Source organism: Streptomyces sp. NPDC051173 (assembly GCF_040689515.1).
Classification (GTDB): domain Bacteria; phylum Actinomycetota; class Actinomycetes; order Streptomycetales; family Streptomycetaceae; genus Streptomyces.
Genome location: NZ_JBFBBD010000009.1, coordinates 119,594 through 140,480, shown reverse-complemented (window position 1 = coordinate 140,480; position 20,887 = coordinate 119,594). Strand labels below are relative to the sequence as shown.

Genomic DNA, 20,887 nt, shown 5'->3' with positions numbered 1-20,887 from the left:
GAGAAAAGGATCACCGGCCGCTCGAACTCACCCGCCACCTCACGGAATATATGCACCGACTCCGATTCCAACACATCCAGATGCGACAACGCGTAGAGACTGTCGTCGGAGAATCCACTCACGCCAGCCCCCTCTCGGTCAGCAGGGCGTGCAGTGCCGCCGCCGACTCGGCCACGCTCTGTTCGTGTGTACGGATGCGCAGGTCCGGGTCGGCCGGCTCCTCGTACGGGTCGTCCACGCCCGTGAGCCCGGCGATCTCCCCGGCCGCCTGTTTCGCGTACAGCCCCTTCACATCACGCTCCGAGCAGACCTCGACCGGAGTCGCCACGTGCACCTCCACATAGCCGGTGCCCTGCTCCTGGTGGCGCTTGCGGACAGCCGCGCGCGAATCCGCGTACGGGGCGATGACCGGCACCAGGACCTTCACCCCGTGGGCGGCGAGCAGTTGGGCGACGAAGCCGATCCGCTGCACATTGGTGTCCCGGTCCGCCCGGGAGAATCCCAGCCCGGCGGAGAGGAACTCGCGGATCTCGTCCCCGTCCAGCACCTCCACCCGGTGGCCCTCGTCGCGCAGCCGCCCCGCGAGCGCGTGGGCGATCGTCGTCTTGCCCGCGCTCGGCAGGCCGGTGAGCCAGATCGTGGCCCCGCTCATCAGTCGCTCCCCGTTTCCGTTCATCCGTGCAGCCCGCACTCCGTCTTGGCGCGGCCCGCCCACCGGCCGCCGCGGTTGTTCTCCCCGGCGGCGACCCGGCTGGTGCAGGGCGCGCAGCCGACGGAGGCGTAGCCGTCCATCAGCAAGGGGTTGGTGAGCACGCCGTGTTCGGCGACGTACCGGTCCACGTCGTCCTGCGTCCAGCGGGCGATCGGCGCGATCTTCACCTTCCCGCGCCGCTCGTCCCAGCCGACGACCGGCGTGTTCGCGCGGGTCGGCGACTCGTCGCGGCGCAGGCCGGTCGCCCACGCGTCGTAGCGGTCCAGACCGGCCGCCAGCGGGGCGACCTTCCGCAGCGCGCAGCACAGGTCGGGGTCGCGGTCGTGCAGCGCGGGACCGTGCTCGGCGTCCTGCTCGGCGACGCTGCGCTCCGGTGTGAGCGTGACGACGTTGACGTCCATGACCGCCCCCACCGCGTCCCGGGTGCCGATGGTCTCCGGGAAGTGGTAGCCGGTGTCGAGGAAGAGGACGTCGACGCCCGGCCGTACGCGCGAGGCGAGGTGGGCGACCACCGCGTCCTCCATGGACGAGGTGACGCAGAACCGGGCGCCGAACGTGTCCGCCGCCCAGCGCAGGACGTCGGACGCCGGGGCGTCCTCCAGTTCGCGGCCCGCCCGTTCGGCGATGTCGCGCAGATCGGTCCCGTCGGTCATGTGCTGCCCCCTTCACGGTGTCCGGGCGTCAGACCTTTGGCCAGTAGCCCGAGGAACGAGAGTCGGAACGCACGGTTGCACATTCCGCATTCCCACGCGCCGTGGCCCTCCTCGGAGGGGCGCAGGTCCTCGTCACCGCAGTAGGGGCAGTAGAAGGGGGCGGCCCGCTCGCTCATTCCGTTCCCCTTGTTCCGGTTCGTGCCGTGCCTGTCGCCGATTCCTTCGCCCGCGCTCCGGCGGGCGTACGGGTGCCGTTCACGCCAGGTCCGCTTCCGCCGCGCGCCCGACCCAGGACGCGAACCGCTCGCCCTCCTCGCGCTGTTCGGTGAACCGGGTGAGGACGCGCTCGACGTAGTCGGGGAGTTCGGCGGAGGTCACCTTCAGGCCGCGGACCTTGCGGCCGAAGCCGGCCTCCAGTCCAAGCGCGCCACCGAGGTGGACCTGGAAACCCTCGACCTGCTTGCCGTCCGCGTCCAGCACCAGCTGGCCCTTGAGACCGATGTCCGCGGTCTGGATGCGGGCGCACGCGTTGGGGCAGCCGTTGATGTTGATCGTCACCGGCTCCTCGAAGTCCGGCATCCGGCGCTCCAGTTCGTCGATGAGCGAGGCGCCGCGCGCCTTGGTCTCGACGATGGCGAGCTTGCAGAACTCGATGCCGGTGCAGGCCATCGTGCCGCGCCGGAAGGGCGACGGCCGCACCTGGAAGTCCAGCGCCTCCAGGGCGGCGACGAGGGAGTCGACCCGGTCGGCCGCCACGTCGAGGATCAGCATCTTCTGCTCGACGGTGGTCCGCAGCCGGTCGCTCCCGTGCGCGCCCGCCAGTTCGGCGATCTTGGTGAGGGTGGCGCCGTCGACCCGGCCGACGCGCGGCGCGAAGCCCACGTAGAAGCGGCCGTCGCGCTGCCGGTGCACGCCCACGTGGTCGCGCCAGCGCGAGACGGGCTGTGCGGGCGGCGGGCCGTCGAGCAACTGCCGCCCCAGGTACTCCTCCTCGAGCACCCGGCGGAACCGCTCCGGCCCCCAGTCAGCCATCAGGTACTTCAGCCGGGCGCGGTTGCGGAGCCTGCGGTAGCCGTAGTCGCGGAAGATGCCCACCACACCGGCCCAGACATCGGCGACCTCGTCCAGCGGCACCCAGGCGCCGAGCCGTTCGGCGAGCCGGGGGCTGGTCGAAAGGCCGCCGCCCACCCAGACGTCGAAGCCGGGGCCGTGCTCGGGGTGGACGACCCCGACGAAGGCGACGTCGTTGATCTCGTGCACGACGTCCTGCACGGCCGAGCCGGACACCGCGGTCTTGAACTTCCGCGGCAGGTTGGAGAATTCCTTGCTGCCGATGTAGCGGTCGTGGATCTCGTCCACTGCGGGCGTGCCGTCGATGATCTCGTCGGCCGCTATGCCCGCCACGGGCGAGCCGATGATCACGCGGGGGCAGTCCCCGCACGCCTCGGTGGTGGACAGCCCGACCGCTTCCAGCTTGTCCCAGATGGCGGGCACGTCCTCGATACGGATCCAGTGCAGCTGGATGTTCTGCCGGTCGGTGATGTCCGCGGTGCCTCTGGCGTACTGCTCCGAGACCTCGCCGATGGCCCGCAGCTGGGCGACGGTGAGCCGCCCGCCGTCGATGCGGACCCGCAGCATGAAGTGCTTGTCGTCCAGTTCCTCCGGCTCCAGGATCGCGGTCTTGCCGCCGTCGATCCCGGGCTTGCGCTGGGTGTAGAGCCCCCACCAGCGCATCCGCCCGCGCAGGTCGCTGGGGTCGATCGAGTCGAAGCCCGCCTTGGAGTAGATCGTCTCGATGCGTGTCCGCACATTGAGACCGTCGTCGTCCTTCTTGAACTGCTCGTTGCCGTTGAGCGGGGTGAAGTGGCCGACGGCCCACTGTCCCTCGCCGCGGTGGCGGCCGGCCTTGCGGCGGGACGTGGCGGCGGCTGGGAGTTCCGAGGTGGCAGCCATGGCGATTCTGTCCTTCTGGGGGTGGCGCTCGGGAGCGCGTCGGCGAAGCGGCGGCCCAGCCTGAAGGGCCCTGCTGACCTGCGCGTATGCCGAAATGGCCCGACGCGTCGACGCTGGCGCGGGGTGCGGAGGTGAAGAGGAGGCGCGGTGGTGCTGAGGCTGTCAGCGCGCCGGACAGATGGCGCTGGACATGCGGCCGAGATCGACGTGACGTCGACTCACCAAGGCAACTCCGGCGCGGGACATGACGGAAGCGTGGCACGGCGGTCTCGGGGGAGTCCACCATTGTCCGCATGGCGGACGATTGGGTATCGCCATGCGGGACGGCGCGACCTCGCGCGCCGCCCCTGGCGACGGGGGAGGGTCAGGCTCCGGGCCACGGACCCGGGGCGGGGACCAGCGGCTCGTCCGCGACCGCGGTGTCGAACAGCCGGAACCCCCGCCGCTCGTAATTCGCCAGCGCGAACTCCCCGTCCAGCGTGCACGTGTGCACCCACACCCGCTTCGTGGACGCCAGCCCGGGCCAACGCTCCGCCAGGTCCCACGCCCGTGCGGTCCCGTACGACAGCAGGTGGCCCCCGATCCGGCGGCCCCGGAACGCCGGGAGCAGGCCGAAGTAGCTGATCTCCACCGCGCCGTCGTCCTGCGCGTCCAGCTCGATGTAACCGGCCGGGGTCCCGTGGTCGTACGCCACCCACGTCTCCACGCCGGGCCGTTCCAGGAACGCCTCCCACCGCTCGTACGTCCAGCGCAGCCGGTCCGTCCAGACGATGTCCCCGCCCACGGCGGTGTAGAGGAAGCGGCTGAACTCGGGCGAGGGCACTTCGGCCCGGGCGATCCGGATCCCGGCGTCGGCGTCGGGTTCGGAAGCGGGGAGCAGATCGCCCGGCGCGATCTGCTCCAGGGACCAGGTGGTGACGGTGCGGGTTTCCATGTGGCTCAGCCAATCATGGCGTTGCGCGGCGGGCTTTGTTCCCCAGCCCCGCCCCTTCCCGGCTGCGTCTGACGTGCGGCTCCGCCGCGTGGGGGGAGACCCCGGACCCCAGCGACCTTCGGGGTCCCCCCGGACGAAGTCTGGGGGAGCGTCCTCAAACTCCCCCAGCTACCGCTGGGAGGTGCCCCCAACGGGCTGGATGTGCTGGCTACGGTCCGCACAAACCAGCCCGTCCGGCGTTTGAGGACAGCGCGCGAAGCGTGCTTCGGGGGGCTGGGGGCTTGCCCCCAGTTTCGGGAAGGGGCGGGACTGGGGAAAAAGCCCGCCGCAGGCGCGAACAACCCGCAGCCGGGAAGAGCCACCGCCTAGTCGGAGCGCGCCCTCACCACCGCCGGTGCCGTCGAGCTCGGCAGGAGCTCGTCCGGCGGCGTCGGCGTCAGCACCCGCACCTCGATGCCGTCCGCGAAACGGTACGGGCGATGCCCCAGCACCCCGCCCAGCGTGCGCCGTATCCGGGACATCTCCGCCCGCACCGTCACGGTGCGGGACGGATCGCCGAAGAGGTCCGCCGCCAGCTCCGCGGCCGTCCGCCCCGCCGGGTGCAGCGCCAGGACGTAGAGCAGCTCCGCGTGGCGCGGGCTCAGCTCCTGCGACCACTGGCCCGCGGCGCCGGAGACCGTCACCGTCCAGTCGCGGGGGCGCCGCAGGTCGAGCACCACCCGGTTCGGCTGGGCGTCCGGCTGCGCGGTCTCCGCGACCCGTACCAGCCAGCCGTCCGGCAGCGGTTCGAGTGAGCACAGGCCGAGCGACGGCAGCCACACCAGCCCCGCCTGCACGGACTTGGGCAGCGCCACCCGGCCCACCGGCGCCGCCCCGGTCACCGCCGCGATCCAGCCCTCCCGGTCGACGGCCAGCGCCCGGCCGCCGAGGCGCGAGAGCATCGGCGCGGCCAGCGAACGCAGCCGCTCCACGGACTCCCAGTGCCGGGCGCGCAGTTCCCCCTCGGCCACCTTGGCGACGGCGGTCACCAGGGGGAGCGTCGCGGGGTTGAAGGCGGGCGCCGGGCCGCTGACGTTCACGACGCCCAGCAGCCGCCCGTCGCGCGGGTCGTGCAGCGGGGCCGCCGCGCACGTCCAGGCGTGGTGGGTCCGTACGAAGTGCTCCGCCGAGTGCACCTGCACCGGCCGGCGCTCCACCAGCGCCGTGCCGATGCCGTTGGTGCCCACCCGCTCCTCGGTCCACGCGGCACCCACCCCGAACTCCAGCCGGTCGGCGCTGCGGAGCGTCCCCCGGCTGCCCTCCCGCCACAGCACCCGGCCCTCGTCGTCCGTGACCGCCAGCAGGTGGCGCTCCACGTCCACGAAGGCGCCCAGCCCCTCGCGGAGCTGCGGCAGCAGGCCGCCCAACTGCGAGGTGTGCCGCCGGTGCTCGACCTCCTCCACCGGCAGCGGGGGCGGAGCCGAGCCGCCGTGCTCCGGGTCGAGGCCGTGGAGCCGCACCCGGCGCCAGGAGTCCCCGATCACCGGGCGGGGCGGAGCCGGAGGCGCGGCGTCGCCGAGGCAAGCCTCGCGGACGGCCGGCAGCAGACGTGAGTCGATGGTTCCGCGGTTCACGTTGCCATGGTGCCGTCGCGGGGCCCCGTGTGTGAGGGCATCCGCGTGATTGCAACTCCATGCAACCGTTGCGGTCCGGTAGTGCGCGGGCGGAAGCTTTTCACGAGCGGCCGGAGGGTGGTGCCGAGTCGGCGCAGCATCACCCTCCGCCCGGGCCTCCGTCACCGTCGAGCCCCTCGCGGGCCCGCCCGGCCACTGTGCGAACCAACCTGGCCAGGGCCGATACGGTTAGAGCGTGCAGGCAGCAAACGAACGATCGGGGCGGCGAGTCGGCCGGCTCCACAGGGCCAGGGTCCTGTACCGAAATGTCTCGAAACGCAGGATGGCGTGGCTGCTCCTCAAGGACACCGTCAACTCCTGCGTCGAGTACCGCGTCACCGGCCTGGCCGCCGAGGCGGCCTTCTTCACCCTGCTGTCCCTGCCACCCCTGCTGCTCGGACTCCTCGGTCTGCTCGGCTATCTCGACGACTGGACCGGCACCAACACCATCGGCTCGATCCAGGAGAACATCCTCAAGGCGTCGGCGACCGTCCTCAGCGACAAGGGCGTCACCGAGATCGCCAAGCCGCTGCTCCGGGACGTCACCAAGGGCCGCCCGGACGTCATCTCGTTCGGCTTCGCGGTCGCCCTGTGGTCCGGCTCCCGGGCCGTCAACGTCTTCGTCGAGTCGATCACGATCATGTACGGGCTGGAGGGCAAGCGCGGCATCGTGCGGACCCGCCTGCTCGCCTTCCTCCTCTACGTCGTCGCCCTCGTCATCGGGGCGGTGGTCCTGCCGCTGATGGTGGCCGGTCCCGAGCAGGTGGTGAACGTCGTGCCCTGGAGCGCGGACCTCGTCCGCTTCCTCTACTGGCCGGTCCTGATCCTGCTCTCCGTCGCCTTCCTCACCACGCTCTACCACGTGTCCGTACCGGTCCGTTCGCCCTGGCAGGAGGACATCCCCGGGGCGCTGGTCGCCCTCACCATGTGGGTGATCGGCAGCCTCCTGCTGCGCGTCTACCTCACCCACACCGTGGAGGGCCTCACCATCTACGGGTCGCTCGCCGCGCCCGTGGCCGTCCTGCTGTGGATCGGCGTCTCGGCCTTCGCCGTCCTCGTCGGCGCCGCGGTGAACGCCGCGATAGACCGCGTCTGGCCGTCCGTCGCGACGGCCGGTGCCCGCGCGGAGGTCGACCGGCAGCGCGCGGTGGCCCTGGCCCGCGAGGCCGCGGAGCGGGCCGCCCGCGCGCTGGAGGCGGGCCTGGAGGAGGACCTCGACGACGAGGTGGAGGAAGGCGCCGCCGGCCAGGACCGCGAACCGCCGTCGGAATTCCCCGAGCGCTGGGCGCAGTTCCTCCCGCCGGAGGACGTACGCTCGCGCATCCAGCGCCCGGAACACCGCCCGAAACACGCGAAGCCGGACTCTGCGGGCCGGCATGCGAAGCCGAATGGTGGAGCCTAGGGTTTCGGCTGGTCTCGTGCTGCCTCTGCGGGCCGTCCCGTCCGCACCACCGCTGCGCGGCGGTGTCCTCAATCGCCGGACGGGCTGGATATGGCTGATGTGGGTGCGCAATTCAGCCCCACGGGCGTCCCGGCGCAGGCGGAAAAACAAATGGCGATCGTATGCACCACCTGCATACGATCGCTTCGCACAACAGGGTGCGGAACAGGAGGTGAGGACCGATGACTGTCACGGCGACGGGCGCTGCCCGCACACGGAAGCAGGTAACGATCCACTCCCTCCTGAAGGACTCCCACCTTGTCCGAGCTCACCGCTCCGCACCCCCTCACCCGCTACGGCTGGGACGAAGGGTTCGCTGAAAGCTTCGCCCCGCACGCCGCCGAGGGCCTGACGCCCGGCCGGATCGTCCGCGTGGACCGCGGCCGTTGCGACCTCGTCGTCCCCGACGGCGACGGCGTACGGACCGTGCAGGCCGACACCGCGCTCGTCACCACGGGCGACCCGTTGCGCATCATGTGCACCGGCGACTGGGCGGCCGTCGACCTCACCCGGGGGTTCGTACGGGCGCTGCTGCCGCGCCGTACGGCCTTCGTCCGGTCCACCTCCTCCCAGCGGTCCGAGGGCCAGATCCTCGCCGCCAACGTCGACCACGCCGTGGTCGCCTCCTCCCTCGCCGCCGAGCTGGACCTCGGCCGGATCGAGCGGTTCCTCACCCTCGCCTGGGAGAGCGGGGCCACGCCCGTCGTCGTCCTCACCAAGGCCGACCTCGTCGCCGACCCCGTCGTCCTCGGCCACCTCCTCGACGACACCGCGGCGGCCGCGCCGGGCTCGCAGGTCCTCGCGGTCAGCGCGGCGACGGGCGAGGGCGTCGACGTGCTCGCCGCGACGCTCGCCGGCGGCACGTCCGTGCTCCTGGGCCAGTCCGGCGCCGGGAAGTCCACGCTCGCCAACGCCCTGGTCGGCGAGGACGTCCAGGGCGTCAACGCCACACGCGACAGCGACGGCAAGGGCCGCCACACCACCACCACGCGCAATCTGCTGCCGCTGCCGGGCGGCGGCGTCCTCATCGACACACCGGGGCTGCGCGGGGTGGGGATGTACGACGCGGACGCCGGGGTGGCGCTGGCGTTCGCGGAGATCGAGGCGCTCACGGCGCGCTGCCGCTTCCACGACTGCGGCCACGAGAGCGAGCCGGGCTGCGCGGTCCTGGAGGCGCTGTCCTCCGGCGCCCTTCCGCAGCGCCGCTTCGACAGCTACCGCAAGCTGCTCCGCGAGAACCAGCGCATCGCCGCCCGGACCGACGCGAGGCTCCGGGCGGAGATCCGGCGAGACTGGAAGCGGAAGCAGGCGGAGGGGCGGGAGATGTTCGCCCGCAAACGGGGGCGCTGACGCTGGTCTGCGGGGTCGGGGTGCGCCTGATGCGCGGCTCCGCCGCGTGGGGGCTGCGCCCCGGCCGCCGCCTGCGGCGGGCTTTTCACCCACCCCGCCCCTTCCCGAAACTGGGGGAGACCCCCAGCCCCCCGACCACGCTTCGCGCGGTGTCCTCAAACGCCGGACGGGCTGGATATGCGGCTACGGTCCGCACCATTCAGCCCGTCCGGCGATTGAGGACGCGCCCGCAGGGCGCCCCCGCCGCTGGGGGCACCTCCCAGCGGTAGCTGGGGGAGGCAACGGCGAGGCAGCCGGGGGTCTGGGGCACGCGCCCCAGTTTCGGGAAGGGGCGGGGCTGGGGAAAAAGCCCGCCGCAGGCGCAACGGACCCGCACATCAGATGCGACCGGCTCCGAGGAACAAAGCCCCCCGCCCCCAACACCGCGTCCGATTTCCGCCAGGGCCGCCGCAGGCGATGCCGCAGACTGGATCGTATGGAAGACACCCCCACCTCCCTCGACGACTCCCGCTATCAAGCGGTGTGCAGCAGGGACGCCCGCTTCGACGGAGAGTTCTTCTTCGGTGTGGCGAGCACGGGGATCTACTGCCGGCCCAGTTGCCCCGCGGTCACCCCGAAGCGGGGCAACGTGAGTTTTCACGCGTCTGCCGCCGCCGCGCAGGGGGCCGGGTTCCGGGCCTGCCGCCGGTGCAGGCCGGACGCCGTGCCCGGGTCCGCGGAGTGGAACGTACGGGCCGATCTCGTCGGGCGGGCGATGCGGCTGATCGGGGACGGGATCGTGGACCGCGCCGGCGTCGAGGGCCTCGCGGACCGGCTCGGGTACAGCGCGCGCCAGGTCCACCGCCAGCTCACGGCGGAGCTCGGTGCGGGCCCGGTCGCCCTCGCGCGGGCCCAGCGTGCCCACACCGCGAGGATCCTCCTGACGACGACATCGCTGCCGGTCACGGAGATCGCGTTCGCGGCGGGGTTCAAGAGCGTCCGGCAGTTCAACGACACCGTCCGGCAGATCTACGCCTGCACGCCGACCGCGCTGCGCGGCCGGGCGCCCGGCCGCCGCGGCGGCCCCGCGCCGACCACCGCGGCCGGCATCCCGCTGCGGCTCGCCCACCGCGGCCCGTACGCCGCGCGGGAGATCTTCGACGACCTCCACAGGAGCGCCGTTCCCGGCATCGAGGAGGTGCGCGGCACCCCCGGCGCCCGCCTCTTCCGCCGCACCCTGCGCCTGCCGTACGGCACCGCCGTCGCCGAGGTCCGCGAACCCGCCCCGGCGCACCACGGCCAGTGGCTCGACTGCCACCTGCACCTGTCGGACCCGCGCGATCTGGCCGCCGCCGTGCAGCGGGTGCGCCGCCTCTTCGACCTCGACGCCGACCCGTACGCCGTCGCGGGCCGCCTTCGCGCCGACCCCCTGCTGCGGCCCCTCGTCGACGCCCGGCCGGGCCTGCGCTCGCCCGGCGCGGCCGACGGCGACGAGCTCGCCGTGCGCGCCGTGCTGGCCCGGGGCAGGACCGCCGAGGAGGCGGCGGCGCTCGCGGGCGGGCTGGTGAGCGCGTACGGAAAGCCCCTCGCCGCACCGGACGGCGCCCTCACCCATGTCTTCCCCGGCGCCGGCACCCTCGCCGGCGCCGCCCTCGACGACGTTCCGGAGCCGGCCCGCCGGGCGCTGCGCGCCCTCACCACTGCCCTCGCGGAGGGCGCGGTCCGGCTCGACCCCGGCGCGGACCGCGACGCCGCCGAACGCGCCCTGCTCACCCTGCCCGGCATCGACGCCCGGACGGCCGGTCACATCCGGATGCGGGCGCTCGGCGACCCGGACGTCTTCCTGGCGGAGGACGCGGAGGACACCGGCACGCCCGTCGAGGACACCGCCGCTTGGCGCCCCTGGCGCTCGTACGCACTGCACCACCTGCGGCTCCGCGCCGCCGAGCCCCGCCCCGACACAGTGAAGGACGTCTGACCGTGCTCTACACCGAGATCGACAGCCCCCTCGGCCCGCTCCTGCTCGCCGGCACGCCCTCCGCGACCGCGCCCGGCGGCACCGCCCTCGTCTCGCTGTCCGTGCCGGGGCAGAAGAACGGTGCCACCGTGGGGCCGGACTGGCAGCGCGACCCCGGTGCCTTCGCGGAGGCCGGACGCCAGCTCGCGGCGTACTTCGCGGGGGAGTCCAAGGACTTCGCGCTCGAATTCGCCGTGCAGGGGACGGAGTTCCGGCGGCGGGTCTGGGACGCGCTCGACACCGTCCCGTACGGCTCCACCACCACGTACGGCGAACTGGCCGCCCGCATCGGCGCCCCGCGCGCCGCCGTCCGCGCCGTGGGCGGCGCGATCGGCGCCAACCCGCTGCTGGTGCTGCGCCCCTGTCACCGGGTGATCGGCGCGGACGGCTCGCTCACCGGATACGCGGGAGGACTGGAGCGCAAGCGGCTGCTGCTCGGTCTCGAAGCACCGCGCGCTTGACCGCTCCGGTCAACGGAACTGGACGATCTGTCAATCGGCGCCGGGGGAGATCACCCCCGCAACACCGATCCGATCCACGCCCCCACGACGAGCAGGCAGGCGAACAGTTCGACCAGGACGCTCGTCCCGAGCGCCCGCATCACGTTCCGCGTCGACGCCCACGCCTCGCCGTGCCCGCCGAGCCGCTGCCGCTCCACGCCGTAGAGCCCGGCGACGAAGCCCGGGACCGCGCCCAGCACCGGCACGAGGAAGAACCCGGCGATCCCGGCCGCGCCGGCCACCAGGAAGGCGCGGCGGGTGATGCCCGCGCCCCGCAGGTGCCGGGCCGGGAGCAGCCAGATCACGGCCTGGTTCAGCAGCAGCACCCCCGTGGCACCGGCCAGCACGGCCCAGGCCAGGGCGGTCCGCTCGGTCATCGACCACCACAGCACCCCGGCCCAGACGATCGGCGGTCCCGGCACCCCCGGGGTCACCACGCCGAGCAGGCCGAGCAGCATCACCAGACCGACCAGGACCAGCTGCCACGTCCCCATGGACCAAGGTTGCCGGAAGGCGCGCGGCACCGCTTCCGGACGATTGCGGACAGCGTGGCCGGTATTCGCCCAACCACCGGCGCCCGTCGGCCCGCGAGCGGATCGGTGCAGGTCAGCGCGGTGCCGTCCAGCCGCGTTCGGCGGCGTGCCGGCCCAGCTGGAGCCGGGTCGTGACCCCGGCCAGCTCCATCAGCCGCTTCACCCGCCGCTGCACCGTCCGCAGGCCCAGCCCGAGCTGCTTGGCGGCGCCGGCGTCCGTCAGGCCAGCGAGCAGCAGCGAGAGCACTTCCAGGTCGACGGCGTCCGGCTCGGCGGCCTCGTACGGCGCGTCGTCCGCGCACGTCCGTAAGGGCAGCGCCCGGCGCCACTCGTCCTCGAAGAGGTCGGCCAGCGAGGTGAGGAGCGCGCCGGGCCGCACCGCGAGGGCGGTGTGCGGGGACAGCACCACCAGCGCGGCCGCGCGGTCGGCGACGACGAACTCGGCGGGCACCCGGCCGACGGCCCGGACTCGGGCGGCCGGTCCGTGGTGGCCGGACACCGGCGCGGGAGCGGCGCCGCGCGCCGGAGCGTCACGTCCGACAACCGTGCGCTGGTGCACGCCGTTGACCGCGTCACCCGTGGTGAGCGAGGCTCTGTCCGCCATCAGCGTGCAGATCTCGCGGGTGGCGGCGAACCGCAGCCGCAACAGACGTTCGGCGACGGCGTGGTAACCGGTCACCAGTTCCACCGCGCTGTTCCCGTCGGGCCGTTGTGTCGGCCGCTCGCACTGCCCTGTCTCCCGGACGGCGTCCAGACCTATGGCACTGAGCAAGCGACATCCCTCCCCGCGACCGCGTTTCGAATGCGGACATCATCCCTGGGGGCGGTTCCTTCGTGCACTCTTCCCGTATGCCCCGAGGTGTGGACAATAAGGGCATGAGTCAGCAGGGGGATCAACGCTCCGGCCAAGAGGACGCCTGGTGGGGCGAGTTGTACGACAAGAATCAACCCGACACCGGCTCCGCCGCCGCGGACGACAGCCTCGACGAACGCTTCACCTCCGTCGCCGCGGTCGTCAGAGCGACGGGTGCCGTGCCCGGAGCGGAACCGGTCGGGCGGGCGGCGCGCGCGACGAGAGACGGCGGCGACCGATCCGCTCCTCCCTCGGGAGGGCTCCCCTCGCTGTCGATGGGTTACGGAGCGCCGCACACCCGGGGCCTGCCCGGCCCGCCCGAACTCCAGCCGCCCGCCGACCCCGTGGGCCCGCCCCCGCTCCCCTCGCCGGACCGGGCGCAGCGGATCACCAGGGACGTGCCACCGCCCGATACCAGGGGGCAGGTGCCACCGCCCCGCGCCCCCGCCCCGCCGCCCCGGCTCCCCGAGCCCGCGGACCCCAGCGGCCCGACCGAGAAGCCGGTGAAGCTCCCGGAGTCCCTGCGGCCGGCCAACGTCGCCCGGCCCGCGAGCGCGCCCCGGCCCGTGAACGTACGGCGGCCGTCGCCCCGGCCCATGAACACCCCGCGGCCCACCTCACCGCTGCGCAAGCCGCCTGGGCAGTCCGTACCACCGCCGCGGGAGGCGCTGCCCCCCGCGGAGTCCCCGCTTCCGGGGGAGCCGCTCGAACCGCTCCCCGTGCGGGACGCGCTCCCGCCGCCCGGTCCGGCGCAGCCGGACGGGACTCCCACCCTGGATCCGGAGCCCGGGGACATGTGGGAGGGCCCGCTGCCACCCCGCCCTCCGCAGTCGCGGGAGCCGCTCTGGTCCCCGAAGTCCCGGGAGAAGGCCACCTCGGAGGCCCCACCGGTAACCGACGCGCCCCAGGAGGCCGAGGAGAGCCCGCGCGCGGCGGACGCCGAGCCAGCGGACGAGCCGTCGGCCGCGCCCCCGGAGCGCCGGGCACCGCTCCCGACGCCACGGCGCGAGCAGCCGCGCGACACCGCCCCACGGGACCGGCAGCCGCGCGGGGCGACGCCCCCGCGCAAGCCCCTGCCGTCCCGGCCGAACGAGGCGCCTCCCGGGCCCGCTTCACGCCGTGCGCGCGACCCTCAGCCGCCAGGCGATTCCCGCCGGTCGCGTGACTCCCTCCCGTCCAACGGATCCCGCCCGTCCCGCGACCCTCTCCCTCCCGCCGATCCCCGTTCGCCCCTCGACGCCCTGTTCCCCACCTCCTCCCGCCCACCGCGCGCCCCTGCCGTCCCGCCCGTCGACCCCCGGCAGCCCGACGACCCGCTGCCACCCGGATCCCGCCGGTCGCGCGAGCCCCTCTCGCCCGCCAGGTCACCCCAGCCCCGCGACGCCTCCCAGCCTCCGCAGACCATGCAGCCCTGGGACGCCCTCTTCTCCGCCCGGCCCGAGCCTGCCGAGGAGCGGGCGCCACGGGTGCCGCTCGTGCCCCGGCAGACGCGGAAGCCCGCCCGCGCCGCCGAGTTCGTGGGGGAGCGCCCGCCCACGTACGACGCCGAGCCGACCGCCTGGCCCGCCGGCGACCCCCGGCACCTGGCGGACGTCGTGCCGGACACCGTGCTCGACGGTGCCTGCTACGGCGCGGTGACCCTGCGCGCCACCTCGCTGCGCGGCGACTCGGCGCGCTACCGCGGCGAGCCGCGCCGCGACGCCCTGCTGACCACCCGCTTCGGCGACGGTGACGGCGCCCTGGTCTTCGTCGCGATGGCCAGCGGCACCCGCGCGGCCGGTGAGGCGCACCGCGCGGCCCGGGACATCTGCGCCTGGCTCGGCGGCGCCGTGGGGCGCAGCCACGCCCGGCTGGCCGACGACATCCGCGGCGGGCGCCGCGGCGAGCTGAGGTCCGGGCTGCACCGGCTCACCGACCGCTCGTACGGCAGGCTGCGCGCCCGCGCGGCCGAACTGGGCGTGCGCCCCGAGGAGTACACCGCCGCCGTGCGCTGCCTGCTCCTGACCGCGGACCCCGCCTGCCGTACGCGTGTCTTCTTCGGCGTCGGCACCGGCGGCCTCTTCCGGCTCCGGGAGGGGGGCTGGCAGGACCTCGACCCGGAGCCCACGGAGATCTGCCCGGGGCTCGAACCCGCGGTGGAGCAGGGCACGGCGCCCGACGAGCGGATGACGATCGACCTGGGCATCCCCACCCCCGGCGTCACCCCGCCCGTCGAACCGGCCGAGGTGCCGGGCGAGCCGTTCCGCTTCCGGGCGTCGGTCGCCCGGCCGGGCGACGGCCTGCTGCTGTGCAGCACGGGCATGGCCGAGCCGCTGCGCGGCGAGCCGGAGCTGGGCAAGGAGCTCGCCCGCCGCTGGTCCGGGGGTGAGCCGCCGGGGCTGGCGGCGTTCCTCGGGGACGCCCAGCTGCGGGTGACGGGGTACGCCGACGACCGCACCGCGTGCGTGCTCTGGGAGGCATAGCCATGTGTTCCGTGGGTTCATAGGGGAAGGAGCCGGCCGAGACCCGATCCGGAGGAGGCCCGATGGCGAAGCGGACGGTGGCGGAGCAGTTCGTCGACATCCTGGTGCGCGCCGGGGTGCGGCGGCTCTACGGAGTCGTCGGCGACAGCCTGAACCCGGTGGTGGACGCCGTCCGGCGGAACGCCGCCGTCGACTGGGTCCAGGTCCGCCACGAGGAGACCGCCGCCTTCGCGGCCGGCGCCGAGGCACAGCTGACCGGCAGGCTGGCCGCCTGCGCGGGCTCCTGCGGCCCCGGCAACCTGCACCTGATCAACGGCCTCTACGACGCCCACCGTTCCATGGCCCCGGTGCTGGCCCTCGCCTCGCACATCCCCAGCAGCGAGATCGGCACCGGCTTCTTCCAGGAGACCCACCCGGACCAGCTGTTCCGCGAGTGCAGCCACTACAGCGAGCTGATCTCCAGCCCCCGGCAGATGCCCCGGGTGCTGCGCACGGCCGTCCAGCACGCGATCGGGCAAGGCGGCGTCAGCGTCATCTCCCTGCCCGGTGACATCGCCGGGCAGCAGGCCCCCGAGGCGGGTGCCGACCACGCGCCGCTGCCCGCCCGCCCGTCCGTGCGGCCCGGGGACACGGAGATCGACGCGCTCGCCCGGATGGTCGACGAGGCCGGGAAGGTCACCCTCTTCTGCGGCAGCGGCACCGCGGGCGCGCACGACGAGGTGATGACGTTCGCGGAGCGGGTGAAGGCGCCGGTCGGGCACGCCCTGCGGGGCAAGGAGTGGATCCAGTACGACAACCCCTACGACGTCGGCATGAGCGGGCTCCTCGGCTACGGCGCCGCCTATGAGGCCACCCACGAGTGCGACCTGCTGATCCTGCTGGGCACCGACTTCCCGTACAACGCCTTCCTGCCCGACGACGTGCGGATCGTGCAGGTGGACGTGCGGCCCGAGCGCCTCGGCCGCCGGTCCCGGCTCGACCTCGCCGTGTGGGGCGACGTGCGAGAGACCCTGCGCTGCCTCACGCCGAAGGTGCGGGCGAAGGGCGACCGCGCCTTCCTGGACCGGATGCTCAAGAAGCACGCCGACGCCCTGGAGGGGGTCGTCAAGGCGTATACGCGCAAGGTCGAGAAGCACACCCCGATCCACCCCGAGTACGTCGCCTCCGTCCTGGACGAGGAGGCCGCCGACGACGCGGTCTTCACCGTCGACACCGGCATGAACAACGTCTGGGCGGCCCGCTATCTCACGCCCAACGGCCGTCGCCGGGTCATCGGTTCGTTCACCCACGGCTCGATGGCGAACGCGCTGCCCCAGGCGATCGGGGCCCAGTTCCTCGACCCCGGCCGCCAGGTCGTGGCGATGTCGGGCGACGGCGGCTTCTCCATGCTGATGGGCGACTTCCTCACGCTCGTGCAGTACGGCCTGCCGGTGAAGGTCGTTCTCTTCAACAACTCCTCGCTCGGCATGGTCGAGCTGGAGATGATGGTGAGCGGGCTCCCCTCGTACGGAACGACGAACCGGAACCCCGACTTCGCGGCCCTCGCCCGGGCCGCCGGAGCCCACGGCGTGCGGGTGGAGAAACCCAAGCAGGTGCGTGACGCGCTGCGCGACGCCTTCCGGCACAAGGGGCCCGCGCTGGTCGACATCGTCACCGACCCCAACGCCCTCTCCATCCCCCCGAAGATCAGCGCCGAGATGGTCAGCGGCTTCGCGCTCTCCGCGGGAAAGATGGTGCTGGACGGCGGCGTCGGCCGGATGCTGCAAATGGCGCGCTCCAACCTCCGCAACGTACCGCGCCCCTGACCAAGGAAAGCCACGCGGAAAACCTCCGTTCGCCACAGGCCGACGGCATATTCGCGCGCGGCACGGGTGGGCTCGTTATTCCAGTCATATCGCCTTGTTGATGGGTCAACAGGAGTCGTCGCCCGCGGGCCGGGGCATGCATTGCCGTGAGTGAGCGTGAACGTGTTCGATGCCGGTGCGCCGGGGAGGGGTCGGGTACAGGGAAGGATGAAACGGCGGACTGCAGGCCTGGCGAGCGCGGACGGCCACGCGGGCAGGGAAAGGGCCGCGGGGAGCATGGCGGCGAGCGGAGCGGGGGACGCGCCCGCGTCCTCGGTGCCACGTTTCGAGAGACGGCTCGGCCGTCGCGACCTCACGGCGGTGGGCCACGTGCGCGCGGAACTCCGCGCGCTGCTGGCGCACTGGGGCGCACCGGGGCGCGCGGACACGGCCGAGCTGCTGACGAGCGAGCTGGTCACCAACGCACTGGTGCACACCGACGGGGCGGCGGTGATGAAGGCCACGCTCACCGGTGGCGCGGAGGCATGGGCCAAGGGACGGCTGCGCGTCGAGGTGCGGGACTTCGTCGCCAGGCACCCGGCCCTGCGCGTCCCGGGAGCACGCACCGGCGGCCGGGACGACGGGACGGACGACATCGAGCAGACCGCGACCTCGGGCCGCGGTCTGCTGCTCGTGCACTCCCTCGCCGACGGCTGGGGCGTCCACCCGCACGGCGTGGGGAAATCGGTCTGGTTCGAGCTGGACGCCCAAGAGCCCTGAACCGCCGCTTCGGGCGACCCAGGGCCCATGGGGGCTCAGCCGAACTGTCGCTCGATCTGGGCGAGTTTGGCCTCCAGCGAGTCGAGCCGCGGGATGGCTTGGGTGTCGTCCTCGGCGGTGAGGTCGATCGGATCAGAGCCGCTCACCGCCTGGAGCGGACGCGCGCGTACGGGAAGCTGTCCTTCGGCCGCTATGGAAGGCTCCGCGCCGAGTTGCGGCGGCTGCGCGGCCGCGGGCACGGCCGGCCCGGTCACCTCGACCTGCCGCCCGGTGCGGGCGCGGCCCCAGACCCGGTGCTGGCGGTTGTACGCCTTGATGCGGGCCCGCTCCAGCTTGCCCGCCTCGCGCCGCCGCACCCGGTCCCGCTCCATCTGCCGCTTGTCCTCGCGGACCTCCTCGACCGCCTCGTCCAGCGTCCGCACACCCTCCAGGAGCATCAGCGACCAGGCGCCGAAGGTCTCGCGGGGGGCGCGCAGCCACCGGACTATGCGGATCTGGGGGAGTGGGCGGGGCACGAGTCCCTGCTCGCGGAGCGCTGCCCGGCGGGTCTGCTTGAGCGCGCGGTCGAAGAGCACCGCGGCCGAGAGGGACATGCCGGCGAAGAACTGCGGCGCGCCCGCGTGGTCCATCCCCCGTGGCGCGTGCACCCAGTTGAACCAGGCCGCCGCGCCCGCGAAGGTCCACACCAGCAGCCGGGAGCCGAGCGCCGCGTCACCGTGGCTGGCCTCGCGCACGGCGAGCACCGAGCAGAACATGGCGGCGCCGTCGAGACCGAAGGGCACCAGATACTCCCAGCCGCCCGTCAGGCCCAGATTCTGCACGCCGAAGCCCACCAGCCCGTGGAAGGAGAGAGCGGCGGCCACGGCGGCGCAGCAGAAGAGCAGTACGTACGAGGCGCTGCCGTAGATGGCCTCCTTGCGGCGCCTGCGCTCCTCGGTGCGTTCCCAGGAGTCCGTGGGAGCCCCCGTGTCGTCCGCGCCGCCGTTCCGGCCGCCGCGCGCGAGCACCGTCACCGCCACCACGGCCCCGGCGAGCGCCACCACACTGGGGAGCATCCAATTCAGCGGTATATCGGTCACTCTCATCTTGCGTCCCTTGCATAGCAGTACGGCCTTTCGCGCGCCATCCTGACGGAATCGGACCGTTCGCCAAAGGGTTTCCGGGCAACTGCCTGCCAATGGACGCCAAGGGCATACAGATAGGTGTGGGAGTATTCGAACGCCGCCCAGCGAAAAGGGAATTGCGTTCGTTTCACTCCACCCGATCGAGTGGTGTGAAGGTAATCAGCTTGTGGTCATACGTGCTACTCGTACGGCATCACCGGTACGAGGGCAGGTGAGACAGGTGTCATCGGGACGCAGGGTGTAGTAGAGGCAGCAGCTCGCCCGGTCGCGGGTCCGCAGCGATTCGCCCATGGGTCCGGTCGGCGCACGGAAGGCCGCACCGCCCGCGTACGGCGGGGTGGCGCCCGGCAGGAGCAGCGCCAACTCCCGCTCCACGCGCGGCTCCTCGCCCAGCAGGCCGCCCAGCCGCCAGAGGCCCTCGGTGAGTTCGTCCGCCGCCATGCCCCACAGGGCGCGCGAGCCGCGCCGCATCCGCGGCCGGAAGGCGGCCGGCACCGGTGCGAGGTGTTCGGCCACCGCCTCCCGCACCCGGACCCGCAGCTCCTCCTCGTCCGCGACGACCCGGGCGCGCGGATCCCCCGCCGCCGGATCGTCGGCCAGGCAGGCGAAGTCGGCGATCCGGGCCGTCATCCGGCCGCGCGCCCGGTCGTAGGAGACGGCCCCGACGGGCAGCCGCACCACCCGGCGGCGCAGAAACCACGGGATGGTGACCAGCAGGCACAGGGGCCAGGCGTAGCGGTGCAGACCGACGCTCGCGACGACGGTCGGCCGGGCCCGCTCGCCGTGGTCGCGCAGGAGCTGCTCGTCGTCCCATGCCAGAAACGCGTCGAGCTCGGCCCCGCCCGCCGCGAGCCCCGCCGCGGTCACCCAGCCGTCGCCCCGCCGGGGCGGCTCCACGCTGACGGTCAGCCGGGGGAACACCTCGGCGAGCCGGGCGTACGCGCCGCCGGCGGGGCACTCCCGGGCGGGCGGCCGAGGGGGTACGTGCGAGAACGGGGCGGCCGGGGCGGGAAGCATGCGATACCACCGAATCGCGATCGTTTGCAGGCAAGCCTTACCTTACCCGGATGGTTCGGGGTTTGAACTGTCAGAACGGCCGCCTATGGTTCGGATGGACACAGGAGGACCCCCATGGAGCAGGGCAGACCCCACGGCGCGGCATCGCGGCCCGTCCCCGGCGCGCCCGGACGGGCCACCGCGCACAGCGCGCCGATCGGCCACGTCCGAGGTGAGCACGTCCACAGCCAGGAGGCGTACGGCGAGGACGCGTACGGCGCCCCGGTCACCGTCCCCGCGCCGCGGTCCGCTCCCGCACGCCGCATGCCGCAGCGGTACTCCGTGCGCGGACAGATCCTCGACGCCCTGCGCAAGGCACTGCTCAGCGGCGAGCTGATACCCGGCGAGGTCTACTCCGGGCCCGCGCTCGGCGAGCGCTTCGGCGTCTCCGCGACGCCCGTCCGCGAAGCGATGCAGCAGCTGGCACTGGAAGGCGCCGTCGAGGTCGTCCCCAACCGCGGCTTCCGCGTCACCCGCCGCACCGCCCGCGACCTCGCGGAACTCGCCGAGGTGCGCGCCCTGCTGGAGGTCCCGGCCGTACTGCGGCTGGCCCGCACCGTGCCCCCGGCGCGCTGGGCCGACCTGCGGCCCCTCGCCGAGACGGCCGCCGCCGCGGCGGAGACCGGCGACCGCGCCCACTACGCCGAGGCCGACCGCGCCTTCCACCGCGCGCTCCTCGGCCTCTCCGGCAACCGCCAACTGGCCACGGTCGCCGAGGAACTCCACCGCCGGGCCCAGTGGTCCGCGGCCCGCACCCCCTGCCTCGCCGCGGACGCGGCTGAACATCTGGCCCTGCTCGACGCCTTGGCGGCGGGCGATCTGGGGGCGGTCGAGACGCTTCTGACGGGGCACGTCATGGGGGCTGCCTGAGCTGTCGGGTGCGGGTTGCTGGCGCCTGCGGCGGGCTTTGTTCCCCTACCCCGCCCCTTCCCGGCTGCGTCCGATGTGCGGCTCCGCCGCGTGGGGGGAGACCCCGGACCCCGACGCGGCTGCGCCGCGTGTCCTCACCCCCCCCAGCCACCTCCCCCGGACTCCGTCCGGGGGAGCCCCCAGAGGTGCCCCCAACGGGCTGAATGTGCGGACCGTGGCGAAGCGTGTTGCGGG

The 20,887-nt window shown here is 73.6% G+C and carries 19 protein-coding genes and 1 pseudogene; 8 read left to right on the top strand and 12 right to left on the bottom strand.

What is annotated here, in order from left to right; genetic code table 11:
• The 8 genes and pseudogenes from AB0435_RS08735 to AB0435_RS08700 form a co-directional block, all read right to left on the bottom strand.
• A pseudogene (locus AB0435_RS08735) lies at positions 1 to 122 on the bottom strand (sulfate adenylyltransferase small subunit); the annotation flags it as partial.
• Entirely contained in the window at positions 119 to 652 is a 534-nt protein-coding gene (gene cysC, locus AB0435_RS08730) for an adenylyl-sulfate kinase (protein WP_366006882.1), read from the bottom strand. The pseudogene AB0435_RS08735 and the gene cysC, both read right to left, overlap by 4 nt.
• Positions 653 to 672: 20 nt before the next feature.
• Positions 673 to 1,365 (bottom strand): phosphoadenylyl-sulfate reductase, encoded by a 693-nt coding sequence (locus AB0435_RS08725; RefSeq protein ID WP_366426519.1) that lies wholly within the window; start codon positions 1,363 to 1,365, stop codon positions 673 to 675.
• The gene (locus tag AB0435_RS08720) at positions 1,362 to 1,541 is read right to left on the bottom strand and encodes a hypothetical protein (protein ID WP_366006880.1); all 180 of its coding nucleotides are present in this window, start codon (positions 1,539 to 1,541) and stop codon (positions 1,362 to 1,364) included. Before AB0435_RS08720 ends, AB0435_RS08725 begins: the two co-directional genes overlap by 4 nt.
• 79 nt (positions 1,542 to 1,620) lie before the next feature.
• Entirely contained in the window at positions 1,621 to 3,318 is a 1,698-nt protein-coding gene (locus AB0435_RS08715) for a nitrite/sulfite reductase (protein WP_366006878.1), read from the bottom strand.
• Positions 3,319 to 3,480: 162 nt separating this feature from the next.
• Positions 3,481 to 3,564: a putative leader peptide gene (locus AB0435_RS08710; RefSeq protein WP_356458947.1), complete on the bottom strand. Its 84-nt coding sequence runs from the start codon at positions 3,562 to 3,564 to the stop codon at positions 3,481 to 3,483.
• Positions 3,565 to 3,682: 118 nt separating this feature from the next.
• A complete protein-coding gene (locus AB0435_RS08705; RefSeq protein WP_366006877.1) occupies positions 3,683 to 4,252 on the bottom strand; it encodes a GNAT family N-acetyltransferase in 570 nt (189 codons plus the stop codon).
• Between the two features lie 365 nt (positions 4,253 to 4,617).
• Positions 4,618 to 5,838, bottom strand: a complete 1,221-nt coding sequence (locus AB0435_RS08700) for a GAF domain-containing protein (RefSeq protein WP_366006887.1) — start codon at positions 5,836 to 5,838, stop codon at positions 4,618 to 4,620.
• Positions 5,839 to 6,100: 262 nt separating this feature from the next.
• On the opposite strand from AB0435_RS08700, the gene AB0435_RS08695 reads away from it, so the two are divergent.
• The 4 genes from AB0435_RS08695 to AB0435_RS08680 all read left to right on the top strand — a co-directional run bounded on the left by AB0435_RS08695 (position 6,101) and on the right by AB0435_RS08680 (position 11,152).
• Entirely contained in the window at positions 6,101 to 7,306 is a 1,206-nt protein-coding gene (locus AB0435_RS08695) for a YihY/virulence factor BrkB family protein (RefSeq protein ID WP_366006876.1), read from the top strand.
• Positions 7,307 to 7,603: 297 nt separating this feature from the next.
• Positions 7,604 to 8,695 carry a ribosome small subunit-dependent GTPase A gene (gene rsgA, locus AB0435_RS08690; protein WP_366006875.1) on the top strand — a complete coding sequence of 364 codons (1,092 nt, stop codon included), beginning with the start codon at positions 7,604 to 7,606 and terminating at the stop codon, positions 8,693 to 8,695.
• 475 nt (positions 8,696 to 9,170) lie between these two features.
• Positions 9,171 to 10,652, top strand: coding sequence for an AlkA N-terminal domain-containing protein (locus AB0435_RS08685; protein ID WP_366006874.1), 1,482 nt, complete (start codon positions 9,171 to 9,173; stop codon positions 10,650 to 10,652).
• Positions 10,649 to 11,152 (top strand): methylated-DNA--[protein]-cysteine S-methyltransferase, encoded by a 504-nt coding sequence (locus AB0435_RS08680; protein ID WP_366006885.1) that lies wholly within the window; start codon positions 10,649 to 10,651, stop codon positions 11,150 to 11,152. The genes AB0435_RS08685 and AB0435_RS08680 overlap by 4 nt, the downstream gene beginning before the upstream one ends.
• Positions 11,153 to 11,202: 50 nt before the next feature.
• Here the strand turns inward: AB0435_RS08680 and AB0435_RS08675 are convergent, their stop codons facing one another.
• Entirely contained in the window at positions 11,203 to 11,685 is a 483-nt protein-coding gene (locus AB0435_RS08675) for a DUF456 domain-containing protein (RefSeq protein ID WP_366006873.1), read from the bottom strand.
• Positions 11,686 to 11,797: 112 nt separating this feature from the next.
• Positions 11,798 to 12,496 (bottom strand): helix-turn-helix transcriptional regulator, encoded by a 699-nt coding sequence (locus tag AB0435_RS08670; protein WP_366426518.1) that lies wholly within the window; start codon positions 12,494 to 12,496, stop codon positions 11,798 to 11,800.
• 104 nt (positions 12,497 to 12,600) lie between these two features.
• On the opposite strand from AB0435_RS08670, the gene AB0435_RS08665 reads away from it, so the two are divergent.
• The 3 genes from AB0435_RS08665 to AB0435_RS08655 all read left to right on the top strand — a co-directional run bounded on the left by AB0435_RS08665 (position 12,601) and on the right by AB0435_RS08655 (position 17,603).
• Complete coding sequence (locus AB0435_RS08665; protein ID WP_366426517.1) at positions 12,601 to 15,039, top strand: protein phosphatase 2C domain-containing protein; 2,439 nt, start codon at positions 12,601 to 12,603, stop codon at positions 15,037 to 15,039.
• A gap of 62 nt (positions 15,040 to 15,101) precedes the next feature.
• A complete protein-coding gene (locus tag AB0435_RS08660) occupies positions 15,102 to 16,844 on the top strand; it encodes a pyruvate dehydrogenase (protein WP_366006870.1) in 1,743 nt (580 codons plus the stop codon).
• A gap of 276 nt (positions 16,845 to 17,120) precedes the next feature.
• The gene (locus AB0435_RS08655) at positions 17,121 to 17,603 is read left to right on the top strand and encodes an ATP-binding protein (protein ID WP_366426516.1); all 483 of its coding nucleotides are present in this window, start codon (positions 17,121 to 17,123) and stop codon (positions 17,601 to 17,603) included.
• Positions 17,604 to 17,638: 35 nt separating this feature from the next.
• On the opposite strand, the gene AB0435_RS08650 is transcribed toward AB0435_RS08655, so the two are convergent.
• Together AB0435_RS08650 and AB0435_RS08645 are read right to left on the bottom strand one after the other, a co-directional pair.
• Complete coding sequence (locus AB0435_RS08650) at positions 17,639 to 18,688, bottom strand: DUF2637 domain-containing protein (RefSeq protein ID WP_366006868.1); 1,050 nt, start codon at positions 18,686 to 18,688, stop codon at positions 17,639 to 17,641.
• A 198-nt stretch (positions 18,689 to 18,886) separates the two neighbouring features.
• The gene (locus AB0435_RS08645) at positions 18,887 to 19,744 is read right to left on the bottom strand and encodes a (2Fe-2S)-binding protein (RefSeq protein WP_366426515.1); all 858 of its coding nucleotides are present in this window, start codon (positions 19,742 to 19,744) and stop codon (positions 18,887 to 18,889) included.
• Between the two features lie 114 nt (positions 19,745 to 19,858).
• Between AB0435_RS08645 and AB0435_RS08640 the strand changes: the two genes are divergently transcribed.
• Positions 19,859 to 20,653, top strand: coding sequence for a GntR family transcriptional regulator (locus AB0435_RS08640; protein WP_366006867.1), 795 nt, complete (start codon positions 19,859 to 19,861; stop codon positions 20,651 to 20,653).
• Positions 20,654 to 20,887 lie beyond the last annotated feature (234 nt).

Coding starts and splice junctions, on each gene's coding strand:
- cysC (WP_366006882.1), bottom strand. CDS start 652: ATGAGCGGGGCCACGATCTGGCTCACCGGCCTGCCGAGCGCGGGCAAG.
- AB0435_RS08725 (WP_366426519.1), bottom strand. CDS start 1,365: ATGACCGACGGGACCGATCTGCGCGACATCGCCGAACGGGCGGGCCGC.
- AB0435_RS08720 (WP_366006880.1), bottom strand. CDS start 1,541: ATGAGCGAGCGGGCCGCCCCCTTCTACTGCCCCTACTGCGGTGACGAG.
- AB0435_RS08715 (WP_366006878.1), bottom strand. CDS start 3,318: ATGGCTGCCACCTCGGAACTCCCAGCCGCCGCCACGTCCCGCCGCAAG.
- AB0435_RS08710 (WP_356458947.1), bottom strand. CDS start 3,564: ATGTCCCGCGCCGGAGTTGCCTTGGTGAGTCGACGTCACGTCGATCTC.
- AB0435_RS08705 (WP_366006877.1), bottom strand. CDS start 4,252: ATGGAAACCCGCACCGTCACCACCTGGTCCCTGGAGCAGATCGCGCCG.
- AB0435_RS08685 (WP_366006874.1), top strand. CDS start 9,171: ATGGAAGACACCCCCACCTCCCTCGACGACTCCCGCTATCAAGCGGTG.
- AB0435_RS08675 (WP_366006873.1), bottom strand. CDS start 11,685: ATGGGGACGTGGCAGCTGGTCCTGGTCGGTCTGGTGATGCTGCTCGGC.
- AB0435_RS08665 (WP_366426517.1), top strand. CDS start 12,601: ATGAGTCAGCAGGGGGATCAACGCTCCGGCCAAGAGGACGCCTGGTGG.
- AB0435_RS08660 (WP_366006870.1), top strand. CDS start 15,102: ATGGCGAAGCGGACGGTGGCGGAGCAGTTCGTCGACATCCTGGTGCGC.
- AB0435_RS08655 (WP_366426516.1), top strand. CDS start 17,121: ATGGCGGCGAGCGGAGCGGGGGACGCGCCCGCGTCCTCGGTGCCACGT.
- AB0435_RS08650 (WP_366006868.1), bottom strand. CDS start 18,688: ATGAGAGTGACCGATATACCGCTGAATTGGATGCTCCCCAGTGTGGTG.
- AB0435_RS08645 (WP_366426515.1), bottom strand. CDS start 19,744: ATGCTTCCCGCCCCGGCCGCCCCGTTCTCGCACGTACCCCCTCGGCCG.
- AB0435_RS08640 (WP_366006867.1), top strand. CDS start 19,859: ATGGAGCAGGGCAGACCCCACGGCGCGGCATCGCGGCCCGTCCCCGGC.